This window comes from Brevundimonas sp. (genome assembly GCF_003248455.1).
GTDB lineage: Bacteria > Pseudomonadota > Alphaproteobacteria > Caulobacterales > Caulobacteraceae > Brevundimonas.
Genome location: NZ_QFNM01000005.1, coordinates 1 through 23500, shown reverse-complemented (window position 1 = coordinate 23500; position 23500 = coordinate 1). Strand labels below are relative to the sequence as shown.

Sequence of the window (23500 nt, the reverse complement as noted above, 5' to 3'; positions counted from 1 at the left end):
CCGGTCTCGCTGCGCTCGCCGGAGGATGACGACAGACCAATGATGGGAGGGGCGTTCTGAATGCTTGTCGTGCGTCCTGCCGGCCCCGCCGATCTCGACAGCCTGCTGGAACTGGCCATCCTGTCCGGGCCGGGCTTCACCAGCCTGCCCGAAGACCCCGACGCCCTGTCGGATCGGCTGGAGTTGAGCCAGGCCAGCTTCCGCGGCGAGGTCGCGCGGCAGGAGGCCTGGTACACCTTGATGCTGGAGGACGGCGACACGGGCGACATCGACGGCGTCGGCTCGGTCAAGGCTACGGTGGGGCTGAAACGACCGTTCTTCTCGTTCCGGGTGGTCAACAACACGGTCCAGTCGCCGTCCCTGGGGGTCAAGCTGGATCACCAGACCCTGGTGCTGGTCAACGAATGCACCGGCTGGACCGAGGTCGGATCGCTGTTCCTGAAGGCGGACCGCAGGAAGGGCGGCGCGGGGCGGCTGCTCAGCCAGTCGCGATACATGCTGATCGGCGCCCAGCCCGAACTGTTCGCCGAGAACGTGCTGGCCGAACTTCGCGGGGTGTTCACCCCCGACGGCGCCTGCCCCTTCTGGGATCATGTGGCGCACAAATTCTTTCCGATGGAGTTCGACCACGCCGACCGGATGACCGGCTCCACCGACAAGCAGTTCATCCTGGACCTGGCGCCGCGCCACCCGATCTATGTCGAACTGCTGCCCGAACCGGCCCGCGCCGTGATCGGCAAGGTGCATCCGCAAGGGGTGCCGGCGATGGCGCTGCTGGAAAGCGAGGGCTTTCGCCCCAACGGTCTGGTGGACATCTTCGATGCGGGACCGACCGTCTCGTGCGGGCGGGACAATATCCGCACCGTGCGCGATGCGCGCGTTCTGACGGCGGAGATCGCGGAGGAGGTGGAGGCGGAGCTGCCGGCCCTGATCTCGACCGACAGCGTCGCCGCCTTCCGGGCCGTGCGCGCCAGGTGCGACATCCATGATCCGGTCGTGCGCATCACCCCCGAAACCGCCGCCGCGCTGAAGGTGCGGAACGGCGCCGTCGTCCGAGTGAAATCGTGATTTCTCTCTTTCCGCTCATCCCCGCGAAAGCGGGGATCCAGTGCTTTCGCATCGTCGGTGCGTCGGATGACCGCCGGAATTTGATCTCACGCACCTTTCGCCCAAAGCGCTGGGTCCCCGCTTTCGCGGGGATGAGCGGATTGGAATAGAGCCATGACCCACTTCAAATCCTTCGACCCCGCCACCGAAGCGACCAACTGGGAAGGCGAGGCCGCCGGCCCCGCCCAGGTGCAGGCCGCCGTGGACGCCGGCCGCGCCGCCTTCCCCGCCTGGGCCGATGCGCCGCGCGCCGAGCGGATCGACGCCGTCAAACGCTATCAAGCCGTGCTGAAGGACCACGCGCCCCGGATCGCCGAGGCCATCAGCCGCGAAACCGGCAAACCCCTGTGGGAGACAAGGACCGAGGCGGCCGCCATGATCGGCAAGGTCGACATCTCGATCCGGGCCTATGACGAACGCACCGGCGAACGCGCCAGCGACACCGCCTTCGGCCGCGCCGTCCTGCGCCACCGGCCGCACGGGGTCGCGGCGGTGCTGGGGCCGTTCAACTTCCCCGGCCACCTGCCCAACGGCCATATCGTCCCGGCCCTGCTGGCGGGCGACACGGTCGTCTTCAAGCCCTCGGAGGAAACGCCCCTGGTCGGCCAGGTCATGGCCGAGGCGTTCGAAGCCGCCGACCTGCCCCGGGGCGTGGTCAATGTGGTCCAGGGCGGGCGCGAGACGGGCGCGGCCCTGCTGGACGCCGGCATCGACGCCCTGATGTTCACCGGCTCGGGCGCGGCGGGGGCGCACTTCCGGCGGAAATTCGCCGACGATCCGCACGTCGTCCTGGCGCTGGAACTGGGCGGCAACAATCCGCTGGTCGTCTGGGACGCCGCCGACGCCGAGGCCGTGGCGGGGATCGCGGTGCAGTCCGCCTTCGTCACCACCGGCCAGCGCTGCTCGTGCGCGCGGCGCCTGATCGTGCCGGAAGGGCCGCAGGGCGACGCCGTCGTCGAAGCGATAGCCGCCCTGTCCGACCGTCTGGTGTTCGGCCCCTGGGACAGCGATCCCGAACCCTATGCCGGACCGCTGATCTCGGCCCGCGCCGCCGAGACCGCGCTGAGGGCGCTGCAGGACCGGATCGACAGGGGGGCCAAGGTCGTTCGCGCCTCCGGCCCTGTCGCCAATCTGCCCGGCGCCTTCGTCAAACCGGCCATCATCGACGTGACCGGCGTCGACGTTCCCGACGAGGAGATGTTCGCCCCCTTCCTGTCTGTGACTCGCGTCCCCAGCTTCGACGCCGCGATCCAGGCCGCCAACGCCACCCGCTACGGGCTCTCCGCCGGTCTGGTCAGCGACGATCCCGCCCACTGGGACCGGTTCATCCGCCGCATCCGAGCGGGCGTGGTCAACTTCAACCGCCCGACCACCGGCGCCGCCGGCGACATGCCCTTCGGCGGCCTGGGGGCCAGCGGCAACCACCGGCCCAGCGCCTATTACGCCGCCGACTACTGCGCCTATCCGGTCGCCAGCTTCGAGGCCGATGCGGTCGCCAACATCGAAGGCGAGATCAAGGGGCTGCGGTCGTGACGGCCCACCATGCCTCTCCCTCCCCGTTCCGGGGAGGGTCGTCGCGCAGCGACGGGGTGGGGGCGGCCCGGCAGGGACGCACTGCTGGATGCCGAACAGGTCTGTGGGACGTCGCCTGGCCCTCCCCACCCGGCTTCGCTTCGCTCAGCCACCCTCCCCGGATCGGGGAGGGAGAATTCCAGTGACCGCCGCCGTCGAAGCCAACGCCGACGGCCTGATCGGACCGACGCACTCCTACGCCGGCCTGTCGCCGGGCAATCTGGCCTCCAGCCTGAACAGGGGCGAGGCGTCCAACCCGCGCGCGGCGGTGTTGCAGGGCCTGGACAAGATGAAGGCCCTGGCGGACCTGGGCCTGCCGCAATTCGTCCTGCCGCCGCACGAGCGGCCGGACATCCCCTTTCTGCGGACGCTGGGGTTCGCCGGATCGGACGCCCAGGTGCTGGAGCGGGCGTGGAAGGACGCTCCGGCCTTCGCCGCCGCCGCCTGTTCGGCCTCGCCGATGTGGGCCGCCAACGCCGCGACGGTGACGCCCAGCGCCGACGCCCGTGACGGCCGGGTGCATTTCACCCCCGCCAACCTGATCACGAACCTGCACCGGTCGCTGGAGCATCAGCAGACGAAGCGCGCATTGGACGCCTTGTTCCCCGATACGGCGCGGTTCGCCGTCCACGACGCCCTGCCGTCAGTCGCCCATCTGGCCGACGAGGGCGCCGCCAACCACGTCCGCCTGTGCGCCGACCACGGCGCGCCGGGCGTCAACCTGCTGGTCTGGGGCCGGGAGGCGTTCGAGCCGTGGGACGGCCTGTACCCCGCCCGCCAGACCCGTGAAGCGTCACAGGCCGTCGCCCGCCGCCATGAGGCGTCCGGCGTGGTCCTGGCCCAGCAGTCGAAGGCCGCCATCGCCGGCGGGACGTTCCACAACGACGTGGTCTGCGTCGGGGCGCTGGAGACCCTGTTCTTCCACGACCTGGCGTTCGAGGACGCCGCCGGAACGCAGGACGCCGTCCGCCGCGCCGCGGACGGGCTGTTCGACCCGATCTTCGTGGAGGTCTCGTCCGCCGACCTGCCGCTGGCCGACGCCATATCCAGCTATCTGTTCAATTCCATGCTGATCCGAATCCCGGGCGAGGACCGCCTGACCCTGATCTGCCCGACCGAGACCCGCGACAACCCGAAAAGCCATGCCGTGGCGCAAGGCCTGGCCGCCTCCAACGGTCCGATCGGCGCTGTCCGCTATGTCGACGTGCGCCAGTCGATGCGGAACGGCGGCGGGCCCGCCTGCCTGCGTCTCCGGGTCGTGCTGACCGAGCCGGAACTGGCCGCGACCAACCCCGCCATGCGCCTGACCGACGCCCTGCACGCCGACCTCTCGACCTGGGCGAACCGCTGGTATCGCGACGAACTGCGGCCCGCCGACCTGGCCGATCCGGCCCTGCTGGACGAGAGCCGGGGCGCGCTGGACGAACTGACGACCATCCTGAAGCTGGGCGCCGGCTTCTATCCCTTCCAGAGAGCCTAGCCGATGACCGCCGAAGCCCCCGCCGAACCCATGAGCCCCGCCCGCCGCCTGAGAAACATCGTCGGCGGGTCCGCCGGCAATCTGGTGGAGTGGTTCGACTGGTACGCCTATGCGGCCTTCACCCTGTATTTCGCCCCGGTGTTCTTTCCCAGCGAGGACCCCACCGCCCAGCTTCTGAGCGCCGCCGCCGTCTTCGCGGTCGGTTTCCTGATGCGGCCGATCGGCGCCTGGATCATGGGCGTCTATGCGGACCGCAAGGGCAGGAAGGCGGGATTGACCCTGTCGGTGACGCTGATGTGCACAGGCTCGCTGATCATCGGCCTGACGCCTGGCTATGCGACGATCGGCCTGGCGGCGCCGGCGCTTCTGCTGTTCGCGCGGCTGCTGCAGGGCCTCAGCGTCGGCGGGGAGTATGGGTCCAGCGCCACCTATCTTTCGGAAATGGCCGAGCCGCACCGGAGGGGCTTCTGGTCCAGTTTCCAGTACGTCACCCTGATCTCGGGCCAGTTGATCGCCCTGATGCTGCTGATCCTGTTGCAGAACACGCTCAGCGAGACGGCGCTGGCGAGTTGGGGTTGGCGCATCCCCTTCTTCGTCGGCGCGGCCCTGGCCGTGGTCGTCTTCTGGCTGCGTCGCCGGCTGGACGAAACGCATAAGGAATCCGACATCAAGGACACGCCGAAATCCAGCGCCGTCCAGCTGATCCTGAAACATCCGAAGGAAGCGCTGATGGTGCTCGGCCTGACGGCCGGCGGCACCCTGGCCTTCTATACCTACACGACCTACCTGCAGAAGTTCCTGGTCAACACGACCGGCTTTCCCAAGAACACGGCGACCGAGATCAGCGCGGCGGCCCTATTTCTGTTCATGCTGTTGCAGCCTGCCGTGGGCGCCCTGTCGGACCGGATCGGGCGGCGGCCGGTGATGATCGCCTTCGGGGTTCTGGGCGTCTTGTGCACCGTGCCGATCATGACCACGCTGTCGCGGGTCGAAAGCCCGTTCACAGCCTTCCTGCTGGCCCTGGCCGGCCTGGTGATCGTGTCGGGCTATACGGCGATCAATGCGGTGGTGAAGGCCGAGCTGTTTCCGGCCCATATCCGCGCCCTGGGCGTCGCCCTGCCCTACGCCATCGCCAACGCCGTGTTCGGCGGGACGGCGGAATATGTCGCCCTGTGGTTCAAGAACGCAGGCCTGGAGAGCGTCTTCTTCTGGTATGTGACGGGCATGATCGGGTTGTCGCTGATCACCTTCATCAGGATGCGGGACACCAAGCGTAACAGCCTGATCACGCATACCTGACGTCGGTCAGGCGGCGAACCGCCCGCCCTTGCCGGCGTAGGCCTGGGTTCCGCGGGTGAAGACCTGGTCGGTCGGCAGGACGGCGTCGATGGCGATGTCGTCCTGGCCCTTCAACGCCTCATAGACCGGGCCGAAATCCTTCAGCGTCTCGTTCTTCAGCGCCTCGAGCCCATCGATGACGAAATAGACCTGCTGGAAGTCGTCGATCCGATAGAGCGTCCGCATCACCCGCTCAAGGTCGAAGCCCAGCCGGTTCGGCGACGGATCGTCCAGGGCGAAGACGCTCTCGGTCGCCGACGAGACGATGCCGGCCCCATAGATGCGCAAGCCCCCCGCCTCCCGCATCAGGCCGAACTCGACCGTGTACCAATAAAGCCGCGCCAGGTTCGGCAGCATGCCCAGGCCGGCGGCCCGCTGTCCGCCCTTGCCGTAGGCCTCCATATAGGCGGCGAAATCCGGGTCGGTCAGCATGGGCACATGGCCGAAGACGTCGTGGAAGATGTCCGGCTCCTGCAGATAGTCCAGTTGGTCCGGTTTCCTGATGAATTGGCCCGAGACGAAGCGGCGGTTGGCCAGGTGGTCGAAGAAGACCTCGTCCGGCACCAGCCCCGGCACGCAGACCACGGTCCAGCCGGTCAGGGCCTGGAGCCTGGGATTGATCGCCTCGAAATCGGGGATGCCGCCGGCGTTGAGGTCCAGCGCCTTCAGCCCGTTCAGAAAGGCGTCGCAGGCGCGACCGGGCAGAATCTCCATCTGGCGGGCGTAAAGCGTGTCCCAGGTCCGATGCTCGACCTCGGTGTAGGCGGCCCAGTTCTGGGGGATGGTCCAATCGGCGGCCGCGCCCTCGGGCGGCTGTTCGAAGACATGCTCGAAATCGGACATCGGACGCTCCTCATTTTTCGCCACTCTAGCGAGGAGCGCCCGCCCCTTCCACCGCCGTGCGCACAGGCGACGAAGTCGACTTCCGCCGGCCGTTCATCTTCGTGACAGAATGGCTTGGCGCGGACGATCCCGGCGCGCTAGGCTGACGGGGACGGGCGCCGCTTCGGACCGCCCACATCGGAATGACGACCCATGCCGGAGACCCCCGGCGCGCCCCGACGGCGCGACGAGCGGTCCCAGCCTTCCCGTCCGCGGGATGCGTCGGGTCGGGATGCGCCGCTGTATGGCGCGCTCGATCTGGGGACCAATAATTGTCGGCTGCTGATCGCGCGGCCGTCGCGCGACGGCTTTCGCGTGGTGGACAGTTTCAGCCGCATCGTGCGCCTGGGCGAGGGCCTGACGCGCAGCGGGCGGCTGGACCCCCAGGCGATGGATCGGGCCTATGACGCCCTGGCCCTGTGCGCGGAACGGATCGTCAGGAAGGGCGTGGATTCCGCCCGGCTCAGCGCCGTCGCCACCCAGGCCTGCCGCGCCGCCGAAAACGGTGCGGACTTCATCGACCGGGTGCGCAGGGGCACCGGGCTTCGCCTGCGCATCATCGACCCGGCCGAGGAGGCGCGGCTGGCGGTCGAGGGCTGCCTGAACCTGATCGACCCACGGGCCGAGGGGGTGGTCATCATCGACGTGGGCGGCGGCTCGACCGAACTGTCGTGGCTGAAGCGCGAGGAGACCCAGTGGCGGACCACCGGCTGGATGTCGGCGCCGCTGGGCGTCGTCTCCCTGGCCGAACGCCACCCGGAACCGGCGAATGCGGGCGATAGCTGGTACGAGGCCATGGTCGCCGACATGGGCGCGGCCCTGGCGGCTGGCGGGATCCAGGATGCGGGGATGCTGGCCCTGCTTGCGCGGGATCGGGCGCATCTGATCGGCACGTCCGGGGCGATCACCAGCCTGGCCGGCATCCACCTGAAACTGCCGCGCTACAACCGCGACCGGGTCGACGGGCTGTGGATGACGCGGAGCGACTGCGAGGCGGCGGCGGACCGGCTGAAGGCCCTGGGGCCGGACGGCCGGGCGCGCGAGGCCTGCATCGGCCCCGATCGCGCCGATCTGGTGCTGGCCGGGGCGGCGATCCTGGAGGCGATCCAGCGCGCCTGGCCGTCCGAACGGGTGCGGGTGGCCGACCGGGGTCTGCGCGAGGGTCTGCTGCTGCAAAGGATGCGCGAGGAGCAGAAGCCGCCGCGCCGTCGCCGCCGTCGGCGCGGGCGGGGACGGGCTTCGGCGGCCTGAAAGTTCACGCCCCCGGCGTGACCTGCACGGGCACGTCTATATCGCAGACGGAGAAGTCGGCCCCCTTGGCCTGACGCGCCTGTTCGGCCAGGGCGCGGAAGGCGGCGGAGGCGGTGTTCATCATCCGCACCGCCGGACGCTCGGCCTCGGGCAGGTCCGAGGCCAGGCGCACGCGGGTCATGCGATCCGGCTCGGTCACGATTCCGTCGGGGTTGGGACTGGCCTTCAGGGCGCGCACCACGTCGAGTCCCGAAACCACGCGGCCCCAGACGGTGTAGCGCTTGTCCAGCGCGGGATAGGCCTGGCGCATCAGGAAGAACTGGCTGTTGGCGGTGTCATTGCCCTCGTCGCGCGCCATGCCGGCGACGCCGGGGCAATACAGGCCCCAGCCGTGCACCTTCTTGTCGCCGGTGCCGGCCATCAGGTCGTCGGGCTGGGTCTGGACCGGCACGGAGCGGACGAAGCCGACCAGGGCGCCGGTCGGCGCGGCGACGGGGATGAAGGCCATGTCGGGGCCGCGGCGGAAGGTGAACTCTCCCTTCAGGTCGGGATACCAGCTCTGGCCCTCGCCCGTGCCCAGGGGATCGCCGGTCTGGGCCATGAACCAGTCGATCACCCGGTGCCAGGCCAGGTTGTCGTAAAAGCCCCGCGCAGCCAGCAGCTTGATGCGATCCACGTGGGCGGGAGCCAGTTCGGGCGCCAGCTCGACCAGGATGCGCCCCTTGGTCGTGTCGACGACCAGAAGGTCGCCGGGGGCGATGGCGCGCCAGTCGGTCGGGGCCGGAGGCGGCGGAGGGGGCGCGGGCGGCGCGGCCTCCTGCGCCAGCGCCGGGCCGGAAAGAAGGGCGGCCACGACCGCCGCCGTCAGTACGTTTCGAACCATGTCCCCTGCCCCCTATGATCGTCTCAGCCGCCGACGACCTCGGCGACCGGCTGGACGTCGCAAATGCTGAAGGCGGCGCCGCGCGCGGCGCGGGCCGCGGCGATCCGCTCGGCGAAGGCCGCGCTGCCGGCGTTCAGCACCCGCACGGTCGGGCGCCGCTCCTCCGGCAGGGCCGAGGCCATGCGGACCTGCGTCATGACGTCGGGATCGCTCACCTTGCCGTCCTCGGCCTCCGAGCCCTTCTTGAGCTTGTCCAGCACATCCATGCCCGACACCACGCGGCCGAAGGCGGTATAGACGCCGTCCAGCTGATCGCGGGCGCCCATCATCAGGAAGAACTGGCTGTTGGCGCTGTCCGGCGAACCCGCCCGCGCCATGCCCAGGACGCCAGGGCAGAACAGGCCATGGGCGTCGACCTTGAAGTCGGCCGTGACCATCATCTGGGCGTCGGGCTGGGTCTGGACAGGCAGGTCGCCGACCAGGCCGCGCACACCTGCGCCCGAGCTCGGAACGGCGACGAAGCCGGCGTCGCGGCCGCGGCGGAAGCTGAACTCGGCCTTCAGGTCGGGCAGATCGCTGCCCCCCTCGCCCGTGCCCTTGGGGTCTCCGGTCTGGGCCATGAAGCCGGGGATGACGCGGTGGAACTTCAGTCCGTCGTAGAAGCCCTGATTGGCCAGGGTGCGGATGCGTTCGGCGTGGTTGGGCGCCGCGACCGGGATCAGCTCCACCAGGATGCGCCCCTTGGCGGTGTCGATGACCAGGAGGTTTTCGGGCGCGACGGCGCGCCAGTCGCCGGGCGAGGCGACGACTGGGGCGACGGCTGGGGCGACGGCTGGGGCGGCCGTCTGGGCCTGGACCGCGCTGGAAGCCAGAAGGACGCCGAGGCCGGCCGCGATGATCGCCTTACGCATAGTCTCTCTCAAATCCCGTGCTTGACCTTGTCCCGCACGCGCGCGGCGATGGCGGGGCTGACGAAACTGTCGATCGCGCCGTCCAGACGGGCGATTTCCTTGACCAGCCGCGAGGCGATGGCCTGATGCCGCGGATCGGCCATCAGGAATACGGTCTCGATGTCCTGATTGAGGCGCTGGTTCATGGCCGTCATCTGGAACTCGTATTCGAAGTCGGCGACCGCGCGCAAACCCCGGATGATGACGTTGGCGTTCAGCTCTTCGGCGAAATGCATCAGCAGGTTCGAAAACGGCTGGACGACGATGTCGCCGCCCAGGCCCGCGACCTCGGCCTGAAGCATCTGGACCCGTTCGTCGGTCGTGAACAGCGGTCCCTTCTCGTCGTTGCGCGCCACGCCGATCACGATCCGGTCGACAAGCTTCAGCGCCCGTTTGATGATGTCGGTGTGCCCGTTCGTCACCGGGTCGAAGGTGCCCGGATAAAGTCCGATGCGCATGGCGTTTCTCCCCAGCCTGTCGCCTGTCGTTCGGCGTGACTTAGCAGGTGCGAAATCAGCGGCCTAGGCTGCTGACGGCTTCGTCATCGCCTTAAACCGCGACAGGTTGAGGCGGCTGCGATGACCAGGCGCGTTCCAGCCTGCTCAGGATCGCCGGGTCAGCGGCAAAGGTCACATCGCCGATGGCGGTGATCGGACAGACCGGCGTGGCGGCGTTGCACAGGAAGGCGCCGTCCAGGGTTCCAGCCTCGTCCAGACGCACCGGCCGGATTTCCGACGACAGACCCGCTTCCTCCAGCCCCCGCTGGATCAGGCTCTGGGTCACGCCCGCCAGCATGAGGGCCTGGGGCCAGACGATCCGGTCGCCCTGGATGAAGCCGATATTCCAGGTCGCCCCCTCGGAGACGCAGCCCTGATCGTCGATGAACAGCACGTCGTCGAACCCGGCCGCGCGGGCGGCCCGACGCGCCCGGGTCTGGCCGAAGGTGGCGACGTGTTTCAGATGCGCCGCCTCGCGGACATGAGGCACGGTCGTCACCCTCATGCTGGTCGCCAGAGGCGGCGGCGGAGGCGAGACCACAGTCATCACCCTGGGCCGGCCCACGAAGGATGGATTGCGGTGACCGATCTCGGGCGCGAAGAGACTGACCCGCAGCCAGCAGGCGTCCCGTCCATCCACCGCCAGCGCCATCAGGCGGCGCAGCTCAGCCTCGCCGGGACTTTCCCCGAACAGTTCGACTGCCGCCTGCTCCAACCGGGTCAGATGCAGGTCGAGACCGCGCACGCCCCCCTGCTCCACGCGGAAGGAGGTATAGGCGCCGTAGTTGACGAGAGCCTGATGGGTCAGGTCCTCGGTCGTGGCAGGGCGGCCGTCGATCAGGATCGTCATTCAACCGACTGCGTGACTGTGGGCTTCTTGGGTTTGCGCATCGGTTTTGGCCGCCATTTCTTCAAGATCCAGAAGAAGATCGCCGGAAGCGGCAGGGCGAAGAACATGACCCACGCGTCTGTGATGAGCGGCCCCTTCACGAGGCCAGCGCCAAGTACGGCGAACTGCAAGGCTTGAAACTGGATCGCCCCGGTCGCCCAGTTGAACGACACCTGACCGACACCGAACAGGCAGGCGACCATCCAGCCCCACCTCCGCCGGAATGCCGCAACCCCAACAGTGACGAGACAGATGAGTGGCGTGACCACCAGTGCGGCCAAGACGAAATAGTGAAGTGGCGATCTGTTCGCGATCGTAAAGCGCCCCAAAGCTATCTGGGCGGCGGTGAAGCTGTTGATGTGCACGGCCTCCACCTGCCATGCTCCCCCAGATCCGCGCACCATAAGCGTTTCGAACTGAACGACCTTGTCCGGATAGCCGTACTCGCGAACAACCTTGTAGGCGCTGGTCTGTGGCGTGAAGCTGGACTGCCATTGAACGGTCTTGGCGGCCTCCGGCTTTTGGACGGATCCAAAGCCTTTCAACTGCTCCAACACATCGCCGTTCAGATTAGCCTTCAAACCGTCAGTCGCTATCGCGGCCAAGCCCTTTTCGTCACCGGAAGCGACATAGCCGTAAGCTCTATCCGCCTGATCTTCGCGAGCCGGATCGGCGGTCGGCATGGCGCATGCCGTCACAAGGAACAGCAGCACAAAACATATATAGCGTATCATAGAGCCCCCTCTCCCCACCATGCGGGGAGAGGGGCGCAATATCAATCACTCAGGCGTGTCGGTTTCAACTTCCGCGTCATCCCCGCCGCTCTCGGGCAGGCGTTCGACCGAGACGACCTTCTCGTCCTTGCCGGTGCGGAAGATGGTGACGCCCTGGCTGGAGCGGCCGACGATGCGGACCTGGTCCATGCGGGTGCGGATCATCTGGCCGCCCGAGGTGACAAGCAGCAGGTCGTCCGTCTCCTCGACGGGGAAGGCGGCGGCCAGGCGGTCGCCCGCGCGTCCGCCCAGGCCGTGGGCCGTCAGCCCCTGGCCGCCGCGTCCGGTGCGCCGATATTCATAGGCCGAGGACCGCTTGCCGAAGCCGGTTTCGGTGACGGTCAGGATGAACTGTTCGGCCGCGCCCAGTTCGGCGATGCGTTCGACCGACAGGACGGCGTCGCCGGCGGCCTCGTCGTCGGCCTCGACCGGGGCCGCCTCGTCTTCGCCCTCGGCGCCGGCCAGGGCCTTGCGCATGGCGTTGGCGTGTTTGACGTAGGCGGCGCGTTCTTCCGGCGTCGCATCCACGCGGCCCAGAATGGCCATGGAGATGACCTCGTCCCCGTCCTGCAGGCGCACGCCCCGCACGCCGGTCGAATCCCGTCCCTTGAACACCCGCACGTCGTCGGCCTTGAAGCGGATCGCCCGGCCCAGCGCCGTGGTCAGCATCACATCGTCTTCCGCCGTGCACAGGCCGACGCCGACCATCCGGTCGTCGCCTTCCAGCTTCATGGCGATCTTGCCGGCGCGGTTGACGGTGGCGAAATCCGACAGCTTGTTGCGGCGCACGTCGCCGGAACTGGTGGCGAACATGATGTCGTAGTCGCCCCAGGTCGCCTCGTCCTCGGGCAGGGGCAGGACGTTCATGATGCTGTCGCCCGGTTCGATCGGCAGCAGGTTGACGAACGCCTTGCCGCGCGACTGCGGATTGCCCAGCGGCAGGCGCCAGGTCTTCAGCTTGTAGGCCTTGCCGTTGGTGGCGAAGAACAGGACCGGCGTGTGGGTCGAGGCGCTGAAGACGCCGGTGATGGCGTCCTCGTCCTTCATCGCCATGCCGGAACGGCCCTTGCCGCCGCGATGCTGGGTCCGATAGGCGTTCAGGGCCACGCGCTTGACGTAGCCGCCGTGGGTGACGGTGACGACCATGTCCTCGCGCGGGATCAGGTCCTCGTCCTCCATCTCGCCGTCGCCTTCCCCGATCAGGGTGCGGCGGGGCACCGCGAACCTGTCCTTCACGTCGATCAGGTCGTCGCGGATGATGGCCAGGACGTTCTTTCGGTCCGACAGTATGGTCAGGTGGCCCTGGATGGTCCCGGCCAGGCCGTGCGCCTCGCCGAAGATGTCGTCGCGGCCCAGGCCGGTCAGGCGCGACAGGGTCAGGGCCAGGATGGCGCGGGCCTGTTCGTCGGTCAGGCGGATCTTGTCGCCCTCGACGATCACGGTGCGCGGGTCGGCGATCAGTTCGACCAGGGCCATCATGTCGCCCACGGGCCAGGCCTTGCCCTGAAGCCGCTCGCGCGCCTCGGTCGGATCGGCCGAGGAGCGGATGATGTGGATCACCTCGTCGATATTGGCCACGGCGACGGCCAGACCGACCAGGACGTGGCCCCGGTCGCGCGCCTTGTTCAGTTCGTACTTGACGCGGCGGACGACGACTTCCTCGCGGAAGTCCAGGAAGATCTGCAACAGGTCGCGCAGACCCGTCTGCTCGGGCCGGCCATGGTTCAGCGCCAGCATGTTGACGCCGAACGAGCTCTGCATGGCCGTATAGCGCCACAGCTGGTTCAGGATCACGTCGCCCGAGGCGTCGCGCTTCAGTTCGATGACGATCCGCATCCCCTGCCGGTCGGATTCGTCGCGGACGTCGGAAATCCCTTCCAGACGCTTCTCGCGCACCATTTCGGCGATGCGTTCGATCAGGGTCAGCTTATTGACCTGATAGGGCAGTTCCGTGACCACGATGGCCTCGCGGTCTTTGCGGATTTCCTCGATGGAGGCGCGGCCGCGCACGATGACCGAGCCGCGCCCGTCGCGCAGCGCATTGCGCGGCGCCGTGCGGCCCATGATCTCGCCGCCGGTCGGAAAGTCCGGGCCGGGCACGATGTCCAGAAGCGCGTCGTCCGACACGTTCGGATCGTCCAGCAGGGCCAGGGCCGCGTCCACGACCTCGCCCAGATTATGCGGCGGGATGTTGGTCGCCATGCCCACGGCGATGCCGCCCGCGCCATTGACCAGCAGGTTGGGGATGCGCGACGGCAGGACGACCGGCTCCAGCTCCTTCTCGTCGTAGTTGGGCTGGAAATCGACGGTGTCCTTGTCGATGTCGGCCATCAGGGCCACGGCCGCCGGGGCCATCCGGGCCTCGGTGTAACGCATCGAGGCGGGCATATCGCCGTCGACCGAGCCGAAGTTGCCCTGGCCGTCGACCAGCATCAGCCCCATCGAGAAGGGCTGGGCCATCCGCACCAGGGCCATATAGACCGAGGCGTCGCCGTGGGGGTGGAACCGGCCCAGCACGTCCCCGACCACGCGCGCGCACTTCGAATAGCTGCGCTCCGGCGTCATGTTCAGATCGTGCATCGAATACAGGATGCGACGGTGAACCGGCTTCAGGCCGTCGCGCGCGTCCGGCAGGGCGCGGCTGACGATCACGCTCATGGCGTAGTCGAGGTACGAACGCTTCAGTTCGTCCTCGATCGTGATCGTGGAAATGTCGGAGCCGCCGCCCCGGCCGTTGATCGGAGTTGCGGCGTTTTCGTAGCTGTCGTCGGTCAAGGAAGCGTGGCTTTATGCGGCCGGAATCGGAACGTGATCCGCTGTGACGATTTCTAGCATTCAAGGGCCTCGGTGGCAAAGCGACGTCGCCGTGAAAGCCCGTCTCTGAAAGGACTTTCCACATGCGCGTCTCTACGCTCGCCGCCGCCCTCCTGATCGCCTCGCCCCTTGCCCTGACGACGGCCTGCGCCGCGACCGGGAACGCCTCTCAGGCCCATGTGGACCGCGCGCCCGTCGGCGCCACGGGGCAGGCCGTCCTGATCAACGCCTCGGGCGCCAATATCGGCCGCGTCGATCTGCGTCAGGGGCCGACCGGCCTGTTGATCAAGGTCGAGGCCTCCGGCCTGACGCCGGGCTGGCACGGCATCCACATCCATGCGACCGGCGAATGCGCCGCGCCCTTCACCTCGTCCGGCGCCCACGTCAATCACGGCGAGCCCAAGGCCCCGCACGGCCTGCTGAACGCCGCCGGTCCCGACGACGGCGACCTGCCCAACATCTACGCCGGCGCCGACGGCAAGGTGAACGCCGAACTGTTCACGCCCCGCGTCCGCATCTCGTCCGAAGGCCCGGGACAGTGGCTGTGGGACGCCGACGGGTCGGCCGTCATCATCCACGCCAATCCCGACGACCACGTCAGCCAGCCCATCGGCGGCGCCGGCGACCGCGTGGCCTGCGCGGCGCTCAGCGCCAGCTGATCGGTCAGCGCGCCCGTTCGGCCAGGAGGCGGAGGATCATCTCGGTCTGCTCCTCCTGCCGGGCGGTCAGGTGCTCGACCTTGTCCAACAGGGCCATGATCTCGATCTCGGCCTTCAGGTTGACCTGATAGTCGTTGCCCGCGTCCAGCCTGTCCCTGGCGGCCTGGCGGTTCTGGCTCATCATGATGACGGGCGCCTGGACCGCCGCCAGCATGGACAGGACCAGGTTCAGAAAGATGAACGGATAGGGATCGAACGCCTCTTTGCTCAGCAGCAGATTGAGGACGGTCCATCCCGCCAGGAACACCCCGAAGGCGATGATGAAGGGCCAGGAGCCGCCGAACGCCGCCACCCGGTCGGCCAGCCGCTCGCCGAAGGTCTGGCGATCGGCGAAGGCCTCGTTGACGTCCTCGGAGATCGGGCGGCGGTCGGCGGTGCTGCGCACCACGCTGGCCTCGCTGGCGGGCAGGTCGTGCGTCGCCTTGCCCAGCCAGCGGCGAGAGACGTGATCGGCGTCGACGGGGGCGTGGGACATGGCGGTCTCCTGGGATGTGGCTCAGGCGCAGATCAAGCCTTGGCGGCGCCCGCGCGCAAGCCCCGTTCGGCCAGGGCCACCAGCGCCACCCCGCCCATGGCGACGGCCGAGCCGATCAGGATCTGCGGCGTCAGCACATCGCCCATGAAGCCCCAGCCGATCGCCATCGACACCACCGGCGTCGCCAGCAGATAGGGCGTCACCCGCCCCGCCTCGCGCCGCTGGACCAGCCAGAACAGCAGGGTCGTCGCCAGGACCGACGACACGACGCCGGCCCACAGCAGCGAGGCCCAGACCATGGGCGTGGCGCGCTGGATCGCCTGCCACTGGCCCTGTTCGAACACGGCCGAGCCGAAGGCCATGACGGGAAGGGCGCCCAGGGCCAGCAGACCCTGCATCTTCAGCGGCGGGATGGAGGTGGTCCGTCTGGCGACCACCGTCGTCACGCCCCAGGCGGCGCCCGCGGCGATGGCGACCAGAATGGCCTTCCAGTCCTGAAGCGCATGGGCGTCCAGCGTCATCCAGGCCACGCCGACGAAGGCCACGGCCATGCCGAGCAGCGCCGCCTTCGACAATCGCTCGCCAAGGATCAGAAAGGCGAACAGGGCGGTGAAGGGAATCCACAGCTGGTTGGCCACCGTCACCGGGCTGACGTCGTTCGCCAGCCAATAGGCGGTATAGACGAGGCCGTACTGGATCGGCCCGCCCAGCAGGACGATCAGCAGCAGGCTTTTCCAGTCCGGGAACGGCGGACGCACGAAGGCGATCAGACAGGCCGAGGCGACGCCGAAACGAATGGCCCCGACCAGCAGCGGCGACAGGGTCTCGGTCGCCAGCTTGGCCCCGGCGTTGTTCACCCCCCAGACCACGATGATCGCCACGATGGCGGCGATCTCCAGCCCCGTCAGCGCATGGGGCTTGATCGGCGATGGCGCGGGGGCGGGGGCGGTTCGGGCGGCGGCGTCGGTCATGGGCGCTCTATGACACGGCGCGGACCCGCCGTCGGCTCACTTTGGATGATCCGGGGTTTCGCGTCCGAGCCTCCGACGGGCGGCATGAAAGGCGTCCCCGACCCTCTCATAGCCCCCCACCGGCCGGGCCTCAGAAAGGAATGTCGTCGTTCAGGTCGTAGCTTTCCTTGGGTCCGCTGGGCTTGTTGGCGCCGCCGGTGGAGAAGCCCGAGGAATAGTCGTCGTCGCCGCCGCGGCCGCCGCCATAGCCCCCGCCCTGGCCGGCGCCGTCCGAACGGCCGCCCAGCATGGTCAGTTCGCCCTTGAAGCGCCCGACCACGATCTCGGTCGAATATTTCTCGACGCCCTGCTGGTCGGTCCATTTGCGGGTCTGGAGCGCGCCCTCGACATAGACGGTCGAGCCCTTCTTCACATAGTTCTCGACCACCTTGACGATGTTGTCATTGAAGATGACGACCCGGTGCCACTCGGTCTTTTCCTTGCGCTCGCCCGAGGACTTGTCGCGCCAGGTTTCCGAGGTGGCGATGGACAGGTTGGCGATGCGGTCGCCGTTGGGCATGGAGCGGATTTCCGGGTCGCGACCCAGGTTGCCGACCAGAATGACCTTGTTGACGCTGCCCGCCATGGGAACTTCCTTCTCTGCACAGGCCGCGAGTCTCTCGCGCGCCCCGGTATTCAGCCGGATGTCTTAGGACGGAAGCGGAGCGCCGCCATCCGCATTCTTCATCCGACCCGCCAAATCGGTGGATTAACGAAATGTTCCACCTTTGTTCGCGGCGCGCAAGCCCTAGTTCGCGACCGGCTCCGCCGCCACAGCGACGGGGCGGCCCGCCTCGTCGCGCTGAATGGCGCCGGGGATGGCCAGGCGGCCGTCGCCGGTGCGCGCCATGGCGAAGAAGCGGCTGCCGTTCAGGCTCTTGCCGATCTTGACCCCCTCGCGGTCGATGAAAATGTAGCGCCCCTGATAGGCGCCGGTCACTTCCTGGTTCGAACCGCCCATGCGCAGGAACCGCAGGCGCATCTCCTCCAGCCGCGCGGCGCACTGTTCGATCTGGGGCTGGTCGTCGGCGATCTTCTGTAGGCGCGGGGCGGCGTTGTCGGGCGTGGCGAGGAAATAGCAGGCGCCGTCCACGAACTCGAACTTCGGCTCGTTGGAACAGGCGCTCGCAAGGGCGGCGCCGGCGACGACCGCGGCAGGGACGAGAACGGCGAGGCGCATCAGTTCATTCCAGGAAATTGGCAGTTGCGATCCTGCTCGGCCAGGGTGCGGAAACGCGCGTTGTCGTTCGACTGTTCCACCCGGCGCGGCACCAGACGCAGCGTCGTGTCGCCCCATCGGCCGTATTGGGCGTCGCCCGGCCCCACGCAGGTTCCGGCGTAAAGCGCCTGGACGCAGGCGTTCAAACTCATGCTGCCCGACAGGGTGCGCCAGTCCGAGCCCGTGTGCCGCAGGCAGGGGCTGCCCGAGGCGCTCGGCGCCGGTCGAGGCGCAGGCGCGGGCTCCAGGCTGTCCGCCGGCGGCGCCTCGGCCATCTCGACGGCGGGCAGTTCCGGCGGCGGGGCGAAGGCGGCAGTGGGGGCGGCGGCAAGGGCGCCGGTCGAGTCCAGCCCCACGTCAAGCGCATCGGTCGCCAGGCCGTTGCGGCGCGCGCAGTCGGCCAGGGTCGCCATGCCCACGAACTGGCCGTCCACGAAGCAGCGCAACTCGCGCGTCGGCTCCAGGCTGGGCGCCTCGGCCAGATTGACCACCAGCCCGCCCTTGGACGCCGGCGGCGGCTCGGTCGTCCTGTTTCCCCCGGCGGTGAAGACCAGGGCCAGCACCACCGCGGCGATGATCACCACGCCGGCGCCGACCGCTATGATGACGCGGTTGTCTTTCGGAAGGGCCATGAACGGTCTTTCGCGGATGAGGGGGCCAATAAGGCCAAGCGGGCGCCGGGCGTCAACCGCCTTGGCGGGACGAAGACGCGATCAGGCCAGGAGGCGGTTGAGGGCGGCCTGGAAGTTGGCGGCCTGGGCCTGTTGATAGGCGGTCGAGGAGCCGGCGCCGGTCTGGGTGTTGGTTGCGGGCGTCGTCTGCGGCCCCAAGGAGCGATAGGCCGAGCGGACCGCCGTCATGGCCTGGGCCAGGGCGTCGATGGCGGCTTTGACGCCGGCGGCGTCGTTCAGGTTCAATGTGTTGGGCAGGTTCAGCCCATAGGTCTTGGCCGTCTTGTCCGATGTCTTGCCGACGAAGCCGGGCGACAGGCCCAGCGCCGCCAGGGCGTCCTTGCCCACCGCCCCGGCCGAGATGACGGCGCCCTCCTTGTTGTCGGCGGCGACGATCTGGAGCCGCTGGACCGGCGGGACGACGCGCGAGTCGGTGACGACCGTGGCCTTCAGCTGGCGGTTGGAGGCGGTCACGATCTTCTTGGCCAGGGTGTCCAGCGTGTCCTTGGCGTCGATGGTGACGGTGACGGCCCGCCCGCCGCCGGCCGGAGAGATGCTGAACTGATCGCCGACGCGCGCGGCGGTGGCCACGGTCAGCAGCTTGGAATCGGCCTGCATGATCTCGCCCTGGGGCAGGCCCAGCCGGTCCAGCACGCTGGCGCCGCCCGAGGCCAGGCTGAGGCTGGTCGGCGCGGCCTGATCCCCCTCTCCGCGCCAGGTCTGATTGTATTCGACCGCGCCGGTGGCCAGGTCCAGCCGCGCCAGATAGGCCCGGGTCGGATCGGTCTTTTCGGCCCCCGCTTCGCGGTTCGTGCCGGTGATCCAGACCTTGCCGTCCTTGATCGCGACATCGGCGGCGGTGTCGTTTCCGGCCCCGCCGAAATAGGTCAGCCGGTCGCCGGACGCAGGCTGCAGATCCGTGGACAGGGTGGCCACGAAGACATCGGTCCCGCCCGCATGGGGGTTCGTCACCGCGCCGATGTCCAGGGCCGGATTGTCGGTCTGGCCGGTCAGCACGACCTGGCCGTTCTCGACCGATATGCCCGCGATGGAGCCGCTGGCCAGGCCCAGGTCGCGCGTCGCCGCCAGGGTGGGAACGCCCGCCGCGTCCAGGGTGAAGCGGCGCACCACCGCCCGCCCGCTCTCGACGCCTGCGGTGTAGATGTCCGAACCGGACACCGTCATGGCCTGGACGGAATCGTCGTCGCCCGTGCCGAATTGCAGGGTGGAGACATTGACCCCGGCGACGGGGCCGATGACGGTCAGCGGCTTTTCCTGGAAGGTCTGAAGATAGGAATCCCAGCCGCCCAGCGCCGCCTGGCCGGGCATGGCCGACTTGGACCGGCCGGCGACGTAGACCATGCCGTCGGCGCCGAAACCGACCTCGGTCGCCTCGTCGGCCGCCTTGGCGCCGCGGCGCTGGGTCCACAGCTCCTTGCCGTCCGCGTCGAAGACGGTGACGAAACTGTCGGCGACATTGGCGGCGTCGCCGCTCTTGCCCGGCTCCAAAGCTCCGGTGACGGAGCCGGCCACCGCGACCCGGCCGTCGGCGTCCACGGCGATGGAGAAGCCGTTGGCGATGGAGGCGGCGCCCAGCAGCTTGGTCTGCATCAGATTGCCGGCGGAATCGTATTTCAACAGGGCGACGTCGCGGTCGCCCTTGATCGGCTGGTTGTCCGCGCCCTGGGTCAGGTCGGCGACGACCCAGACCGAACCGTCCGGGGCCGTGGCGCTGGAGCGGACGGCGGCCATCCCGGCGGGCAGGTCGGCCTGCCCTACCCGCCCCTCGACCCAGAACGGATCGCCGACGCCCTGCTGGGCGGCCGGCGCCGCGCCGCCGTCGGCCTGGAACTTCAGCAGTTGGGCCGCGCCGTTCACGCCGGACCCTTGGGTCACATAGACGGCGTCGGACGTATCGACGGCCTGGAAGCCGACGGTTTCGCCCGCCGCGCCCCGGATCCGCAGCGCCCACTGATCGGGACCGGCCGGCAGGGTGATGGTCTTGGAGCCGCTCTTGACGATCTTGGGCTGGGCCTCGATCATCTGGCGTTCGACGCGGGTGGCGACGCCGGCGTCTTCGAGCACGCCGTTGATGTGGGCGATCACATTGTCCATCGTCCGGGGCGTCGCGCCCATGTCGGACAGGTCCACGCCGACCGACTGGGTTCCCGCAGCGGTGCGGATGGTGACGGCGAACTGCACATCGCCCTCGAACGCCTTGACGCTGTCGGTCAGGGCGCCGTCGTGGATCGGCGTGGTGGTGAAGGTGGACTGCGCCTTTTCCAGCGCATAGCCGGTCTTGACCGTGGACTGGGACACGCCCTGCACCAGCCGCACGTCCTGAAAGGAGGCGGACTTCAGATAGTCCGACATCTCGACCATCCCGGCTTCGAACCGTTTGGAGACCTGGGCGGCCTCGGCGCTGCTCAGCCCCTTGGCGTTGGCGCGGTCTGCCAGGGCGCTCAGCGAATTCAGGCCCTGATACAGGGCGAAAAGCTTGCGATAGTCGGCCGAGGCGCCGGCCATATCCAGGTCGACGGCGGATTCGTTGATCAGGCGACGGCCCGCCAGTGCGGCGCGCACCATGTCGCTGGCCTTGGGCGCCGTCTCGGCGGAGGTCGAGGCCCAGGGGGCGGTCGGCTGGGTCTTCCTGGCCGCGGCGGCGGACGTGGTCGCGCCGATCAGCGACGACGTATCCGTCGACGCCCCGAACAGACCCAGCAGATAGCTGTTGTTGATCATTCAGGCGGCTCCGCCCCGATCATGCCGCCCGGCCCGATAACGAACCCTTAAATCCCCGATCAGCCCTTGAAGAGCGACAGGATGATCTGCGGCGACTGGTTGGCGATGGACAGGGCCTGGACGCCCAGCTGCTGCTGCACCTGGAGCGCGGTCAGGCGCGCGCTTTCCTTGGCCATGTCGGCGTCCACCAGATTGCCGATGCCCGCCTCCAGCGCGTCCGACAACTTGCCGACATAGGTGGTGTGGCGTTCGATCTGCTTGGCCTGGGCGCCCAGCTCGGCCAGGCGCGAGCTGCTGGTGGCGATGGCCGCGTTGACCGCCGTCAGGGCCGCGGTCGCATTGGCCTCGCTTGTCAGGCTCGTGCCTGTCAGCGACAGTCCGGCCAGCGTCAGGTTCTGCCGGTCCAGCGAAATGGTTTCGGAGGCGTCGGCGCTGGCCAGGAAGTTCAGCGCGGTCGTGGCGGTCCCATCCAAGATGTTGGAGCCGTCGAAGACGGCGTTGTCGGCGAACGACTGGATCGAGCTCAGAAGCGACTGGAACTCGTCGTTGTAGGAGGTCCGCATCGCCGCAGTGGCGCTGGGATCGGCGGCGGCGGTGGCCTTTTGCTTCAGTTCGACCAGGATGTCGGAAATCTGTTCGCCGGCGGCCAGGGACACGTCGGCGATGGAGGTGGCGCGGTTCAGGCTGGTGGTCACGGCCTCCAGGGAACCGCGATCCGCGCGCTGCCCCTGGGCCACGGCCCAGACGGCGGCGTTGTCCTTGGCGCCCTGCACCTTCAGCCCCGTGTTCACCCGGCTCTGCGTCGAGGCCAACTGATCGTTGGTCCGGTTCAGATTCTGCAGGGCGATCATCGCCGAGGTATTGGTGTGGATGCTGGTGGTCATGGCTTCAAGCCCCGGACGTTCTGTTCCGCGCACTATTAACCATGAGTCGTGAGCGGAGGGTTAACGCGCCGGAAACCATGATCGCGCCGTCCGGCGCGCCGGCGGCGTTGACGAATCCGGGGTCGATCGGACGGCCGTTCAGGCCGTGGTGTCGACGATCTTTCCGCCGCGATAGGTGGGATCGGAGGCCAGTTTCTCGACCTCTTCGCGCGGCAGTTGGCGGATGACCTCGCCCGTCACCCGGTCGAGAATCTTGTAGATGAACCGATTGTCGCCCACGGCCTCGATCGTCAGGCGATAGCGGCTGGCGTCGGCGTTGTCGTTACGGGCTTCGGGCGCGGCGACCTGCGGGGTCGTCGACGCGATCGGCTGGGGTACGCTGGTTACTCTCGCGACATGGTTTGTCATGGCTCCATCGGCGGCCGCGGCCGCGCGCCTCTAAAGGATCGGGGGACGCTCGGACGGGACGGCGGAAGCCGCCCCGTCCGGTCGCCTTAGCGGAACAGGCCCAGCAGGATCGAGCTGGACGAGTTGGCGATGGACAGCGCCTGCACGCCGAGCTGCTGCTTGGTCTGCAGGGCCGTCAGACGGGCGCTTTCCTTGGCCAGGTCGGCGTCCACCAGGTTGCCGATGCCGGCTTCCAGGGCGTCCTGGAGCTTGCCGACGTAGGCGATCTGACGACCCACCGACTTGGACTGGGTGCCCAGCGTCGCCAGGTCCGAGGTCACGGACTTGATGGCGGCGTCCACCTTGGTCGAGAAGGCGGCGGCGGCGGCGGCGTTGGCAGGGGCGGTCGCGGTCGCGGTGATGTCGGTGATCGCCGTGGCGGCCGCCTTGTCCACCGTGCCGAAACCGATCTGGTAGGTGTTGCCGGTCGCGGCCGTCGAGGTCGTCACGTTCGTCGCCGTGGTGGTGTTCCACAGGTTCACGCCGTCGAAGCTGGCGCCTTTCAGCGCCGCGTCGACTTCCTTGCCCAGGGCGTTCCAGTCGGCCAGATAGGCCGCCTGCGCGTCGCCGGTCGAGGAGGCGATGTTGACCGCCAGGGCCTTCATCTCTTCCAGGGCCGAGGTCGCCGTGTCGCCCGCCGCCAGGGCGACGTCGATGATCGACTGACCCCGTTGCAGCGAATTACGCACAGCGTCCTGAGCGCCCATATTGGCCCGCTGGCTGGTGGCGATGGCGAAGATGGCGCCATTGTCCTTGGCCGAGGAGACCTTCATCCCGGTGTTGATCCGGTTCTGAGCAGTCTCCAGCTGGGCGTTGGTCTTGTTCAGGCTCTGCAGGGCGACCGCAGCGCCGTAGTTGGTGTTGATGCTGTTAGCCATTTTGGCTGTCCTTCTTCAC

General features: G+C 68.5%; 22 protein-coding genes. 6 read left to right on the top strand and 16 right to left on the bottom strand.

Going from position 1 to position 23500, the window contains the following annotated elements:
• The first annotated feature begins 60 nt into the window (after positions 1-60).
• The 4 genes from DI624_RS02820 to DI624_RS02805 all read left to right on the top strand — a co-directional run bounded on the left by DI624_RS02820 (position 61) and on the right by DI624_RS02805 (position 5458).
• On the top strand, positions 61-1068 hold the full coding sequence (locus tag DI624_RS02820) for an arginine N-succinyltransferase (protein ID WP_291535885.1): 1008 nt from the start codon (positions 61-63) through the stop codon (positions 1066-1068).
• Between the two features lie 153 nt (positions 1069-1221).
• Entirely contained in the window at positions 1222-2640 is a 1419-nt protein-coding gene (astD, locus tag DI624_RS02815; RefSeq protein ID WP_291535884.1) for a succinylglutamate-semialdehyde dehydrogenase, read from the top strand.
• A gap of 181 nt (positions 2641-2821) precedes the next feature.
• Positions 2822-4159: an N-succinylarginine dihydrolase gene (gene astB, locus DI624_RS02810; RefSeq protein ID WP_291535883.1), complete on the top strand. Its 1338-nt coding sequence runs from the start codon at positions 2822-2824 to the stop codon at positions 4157-4159.
• 3 nt (positions 4160-4162) lie between these two features.
• Complete coding sequence (locus DI624_RS02805) at positions 4163-5458, top strand: MFS transporter (RefSeq protein WP_291535882.1); 1296 nt, start codon at positions 4163-4165, stop codon at positions 5456-5458.
• A gap of 6 nt (positions 5459-5464) precedes the next feature.
• Here the strand turns inward: DI624_RS02805 and phhA are convergent, their stop codons facing one another.
• The gene (gene phhA, locus DI624_RS02800) at positions 5465-6340 is read right to left on the bottom strand and encodes a phenylalanine 4-monooxygenase (RefSeq protein WP_291535881.1); all 876 of its coding nucleotides are present in this window, start codon (positions 6338-6340) and stop codon (positions 5465-5467) included.
• A gap of 192 nt (positions 6341-6532) precedes the next feature.
• Here phhA and DI624_RS02795 point away from each other — a divergent pair, with 192 nt between their 5' ends.
• A complete protein-coding gene (locus DI624_RS02795; protein WP_291535880.1) occupies positions 6533-7630 on the top strand; it encodes a Ppx/GppA phosphatase family protein in 1098 nt (365 codons plus the stop codon).
• Between the two features lie 4 nt (positions 7631-7634).
• Here the strand turns inward: DI624_RS02795 and DI624_RS02790 are convergent, their stop codons facing one another.
• From DI624_RS02790 to gyrA, 6 genes are all read right to left on the bottom strand, one after another.
• A complete protein-coding gene (locus DI624_RS02790; protein WP_291535879.1) occupies positions 7635-8513 on the bottom strand; it encodes a peptidylprolyl isomerase in 879 nt (292 codons plus the stop codon).
• 23 nt (positions 8514-8536) lie between these two features.
• Positions 8537-9424 carry a peptidylprolyl isomerase gene (locus DI624_RS02785; RefSeq protein ID WP_291535878.1) on the bottom strand — a complete coding sequence of 296 codons (888 nt, stop codon included), beginning with the start codon at positions 9422-9424 and terminating at the stop codon, positions 8537-8539.
• A gap of 8 nt (positions 9425-9432) precedes the next feature.
• On the bottom strand, positions 9433-9921 hold the full coding sequence (coaD, locus tag DI624_RS02780) for a pantetheine-phosphate adenylyltransferase (protein ID WP_291535876.1): 489 nt from the start codon (positions 9919-9921) through the stop codon (positions 9433-9435).
• A gap of 91 nt (positions 9922-10012) precedes the next feature.
• Positions 10013-10810: an aminotransferase class IV gene (locus tag DI624_RS02775; protein ID WP_291535875.1), complete on the bottom strand. Its 798-nt coding sequence runs from the start codon at positions 10808-10810 to the stop codon at positions 10013-10015.
• Positions 10807-11583, bottom strand: a complete 777-nt coding sequence (locus DI624_RS02770; protein WP_291535874.1) for a hypothetical protein — start codon at positions 11581-11583, stop codon at positions 10807-10809. The genes DI624_RS02775 and DI624_RS02770 overlap by 4 nt, the downstream gene beginning before the upstream one ends.
• A 45-nt stretch (positions 11584-11628) precedes the next feature.
• Positions 11629-14397, bottom strand: a complete 2769-nt coding sequence (gene gyrA, locus DI624_RS02765; protein ID WP_291535873.1) for a DNA gyrase subunit A — start codon at positions 14395-14397, stop codon at positions 11629-11631.
• A gap of 122 nt (positions 14398-14519) precedes the next feature.
• Here gyrA and DI624_RS02760 point away from each other — a divergent pair, with 122 nt between their 5' ends.
• Complete coding sequence (locus DI624_RS02760; RefSeq protein ID WP_291535872.1) at positions 14520-15095, top strand: superoxide dismutase family protein; 576 nt, start codon at positions 14520-14522, stop codon at positions 15093-15095.
• 4 nt (positions 15096-15099) lie between these two features.
• On the opposite strand, the gene DI624_RS02755 is transcribed toward DI624_RS02760, so the two are convergent.
• The 9 genes from DI624_RS02755 to DI624_RS02715 form a co-directional block, all read right to left on the bottom strand.
• Positions 15100-15630, bottom strand: coding sequence for a DUF1003 domain-containing protein (locus tag DI624_RS02755; protein WP_291535871.1), 531 nt, complete (start codon positions 15628-15630; stop codon positions 15100-15102).
• Between the two features lie 32 nt (positions 15631-15662).
• Positions 15663-16601 carry a DMT family transporter gene (locus tag DI624_RS02750; RefSeq protein ID WP_291535870.1) on the bottom strand — a complete coding sequence of 313 codons (939 nt, stop codon included), beginning with the start codon at positions 16599-16601 and terminating at the stop codon, positions 15663-15665.
• Positions 16602-16731: 130 nt separating this feature from the next.
• Entirely contained in the window at positions 16732-17226 is a 495-nt protein-coding gene (gene ssb / locus DI624_RS02745) for a single-stranded DNA-binding protein (protein WP_291535869.1), read from the bottom strand.
• A 162-nt stretch (positions 17227-17388) separates the two neighbouring features.
• Positions 17389-17820 carry a hypothetical protein gene (locus DI624_RS02740; RefSeq protein WP_291535868.1) on the bottom strand — a complete coding sequence of 144 codons (432 nt, stop codon included), beginning with the start codon at positions 17818-17820 and terminating at the stop codon, positions 17389-17391.
• Positions 17820-18491, bottom strand: a complete 672-nt coding sequence (locus tag DI624_RS02735) for a hypothetical protein (RefSeq protein ID WP_291535867.1) — start codon at positions 18489-18491, stop codon at positions 17820-17822. Before DI624_RS02735 ends, DI624_RS02740 begins: the two co-directional genes overlap by 1 nt.
• An 81-nt stretch (positions 18492-18572) precedes the next feature.
• The gene (locus tag DI624_RS02730) at positions 18573-21272 is read right to left on the bottom strand and encodes a transcriptional regulator (protein WP_291535866.1); all 2700 of its coding nucleotides are present in this window, start codon (positions 21270-21272) and stop codon (positions 18573-18575) included.
• 59 nt (positions 21273-21331) lie between these two features.
• On the bottom strand, positions 21332-22156 hold the full coding sequence (locus DI624_RS02725) for a flagellin (RefSeq protein WP_291535865.1): 825 nt from the start codon (positions 22154-22156) through the stop codon (positions 21332-21334).
• A 138-nt stretch (positions 22157-22294) separates the two neighbouring features.
• On the bottom strand, positions 22295-22564 hold the full coding sequence (locus tag DI624_RS02720; protein WP_291535864.1) for a flagellar protein FlaG: 270 nt from the start codon (positions 22562-22564) through the stop codon (positions 22295-22297).
• Between the two features lie 86 nt (positions 22565-22650).
• Positions 22651-23481 carry a flagellin gene (locus DI624_RS02715; RefSeq protein ID WP_291535863.1) on the bottom strand — a complete coding sequence of 277 codons (831 nt, stop codon included), beginning with the start codon at positions 23479-23481 and terminating at the stop codon, positions 22651-22653.
• Positions 23482-23500: the final 19 nt, after the last annotated feature.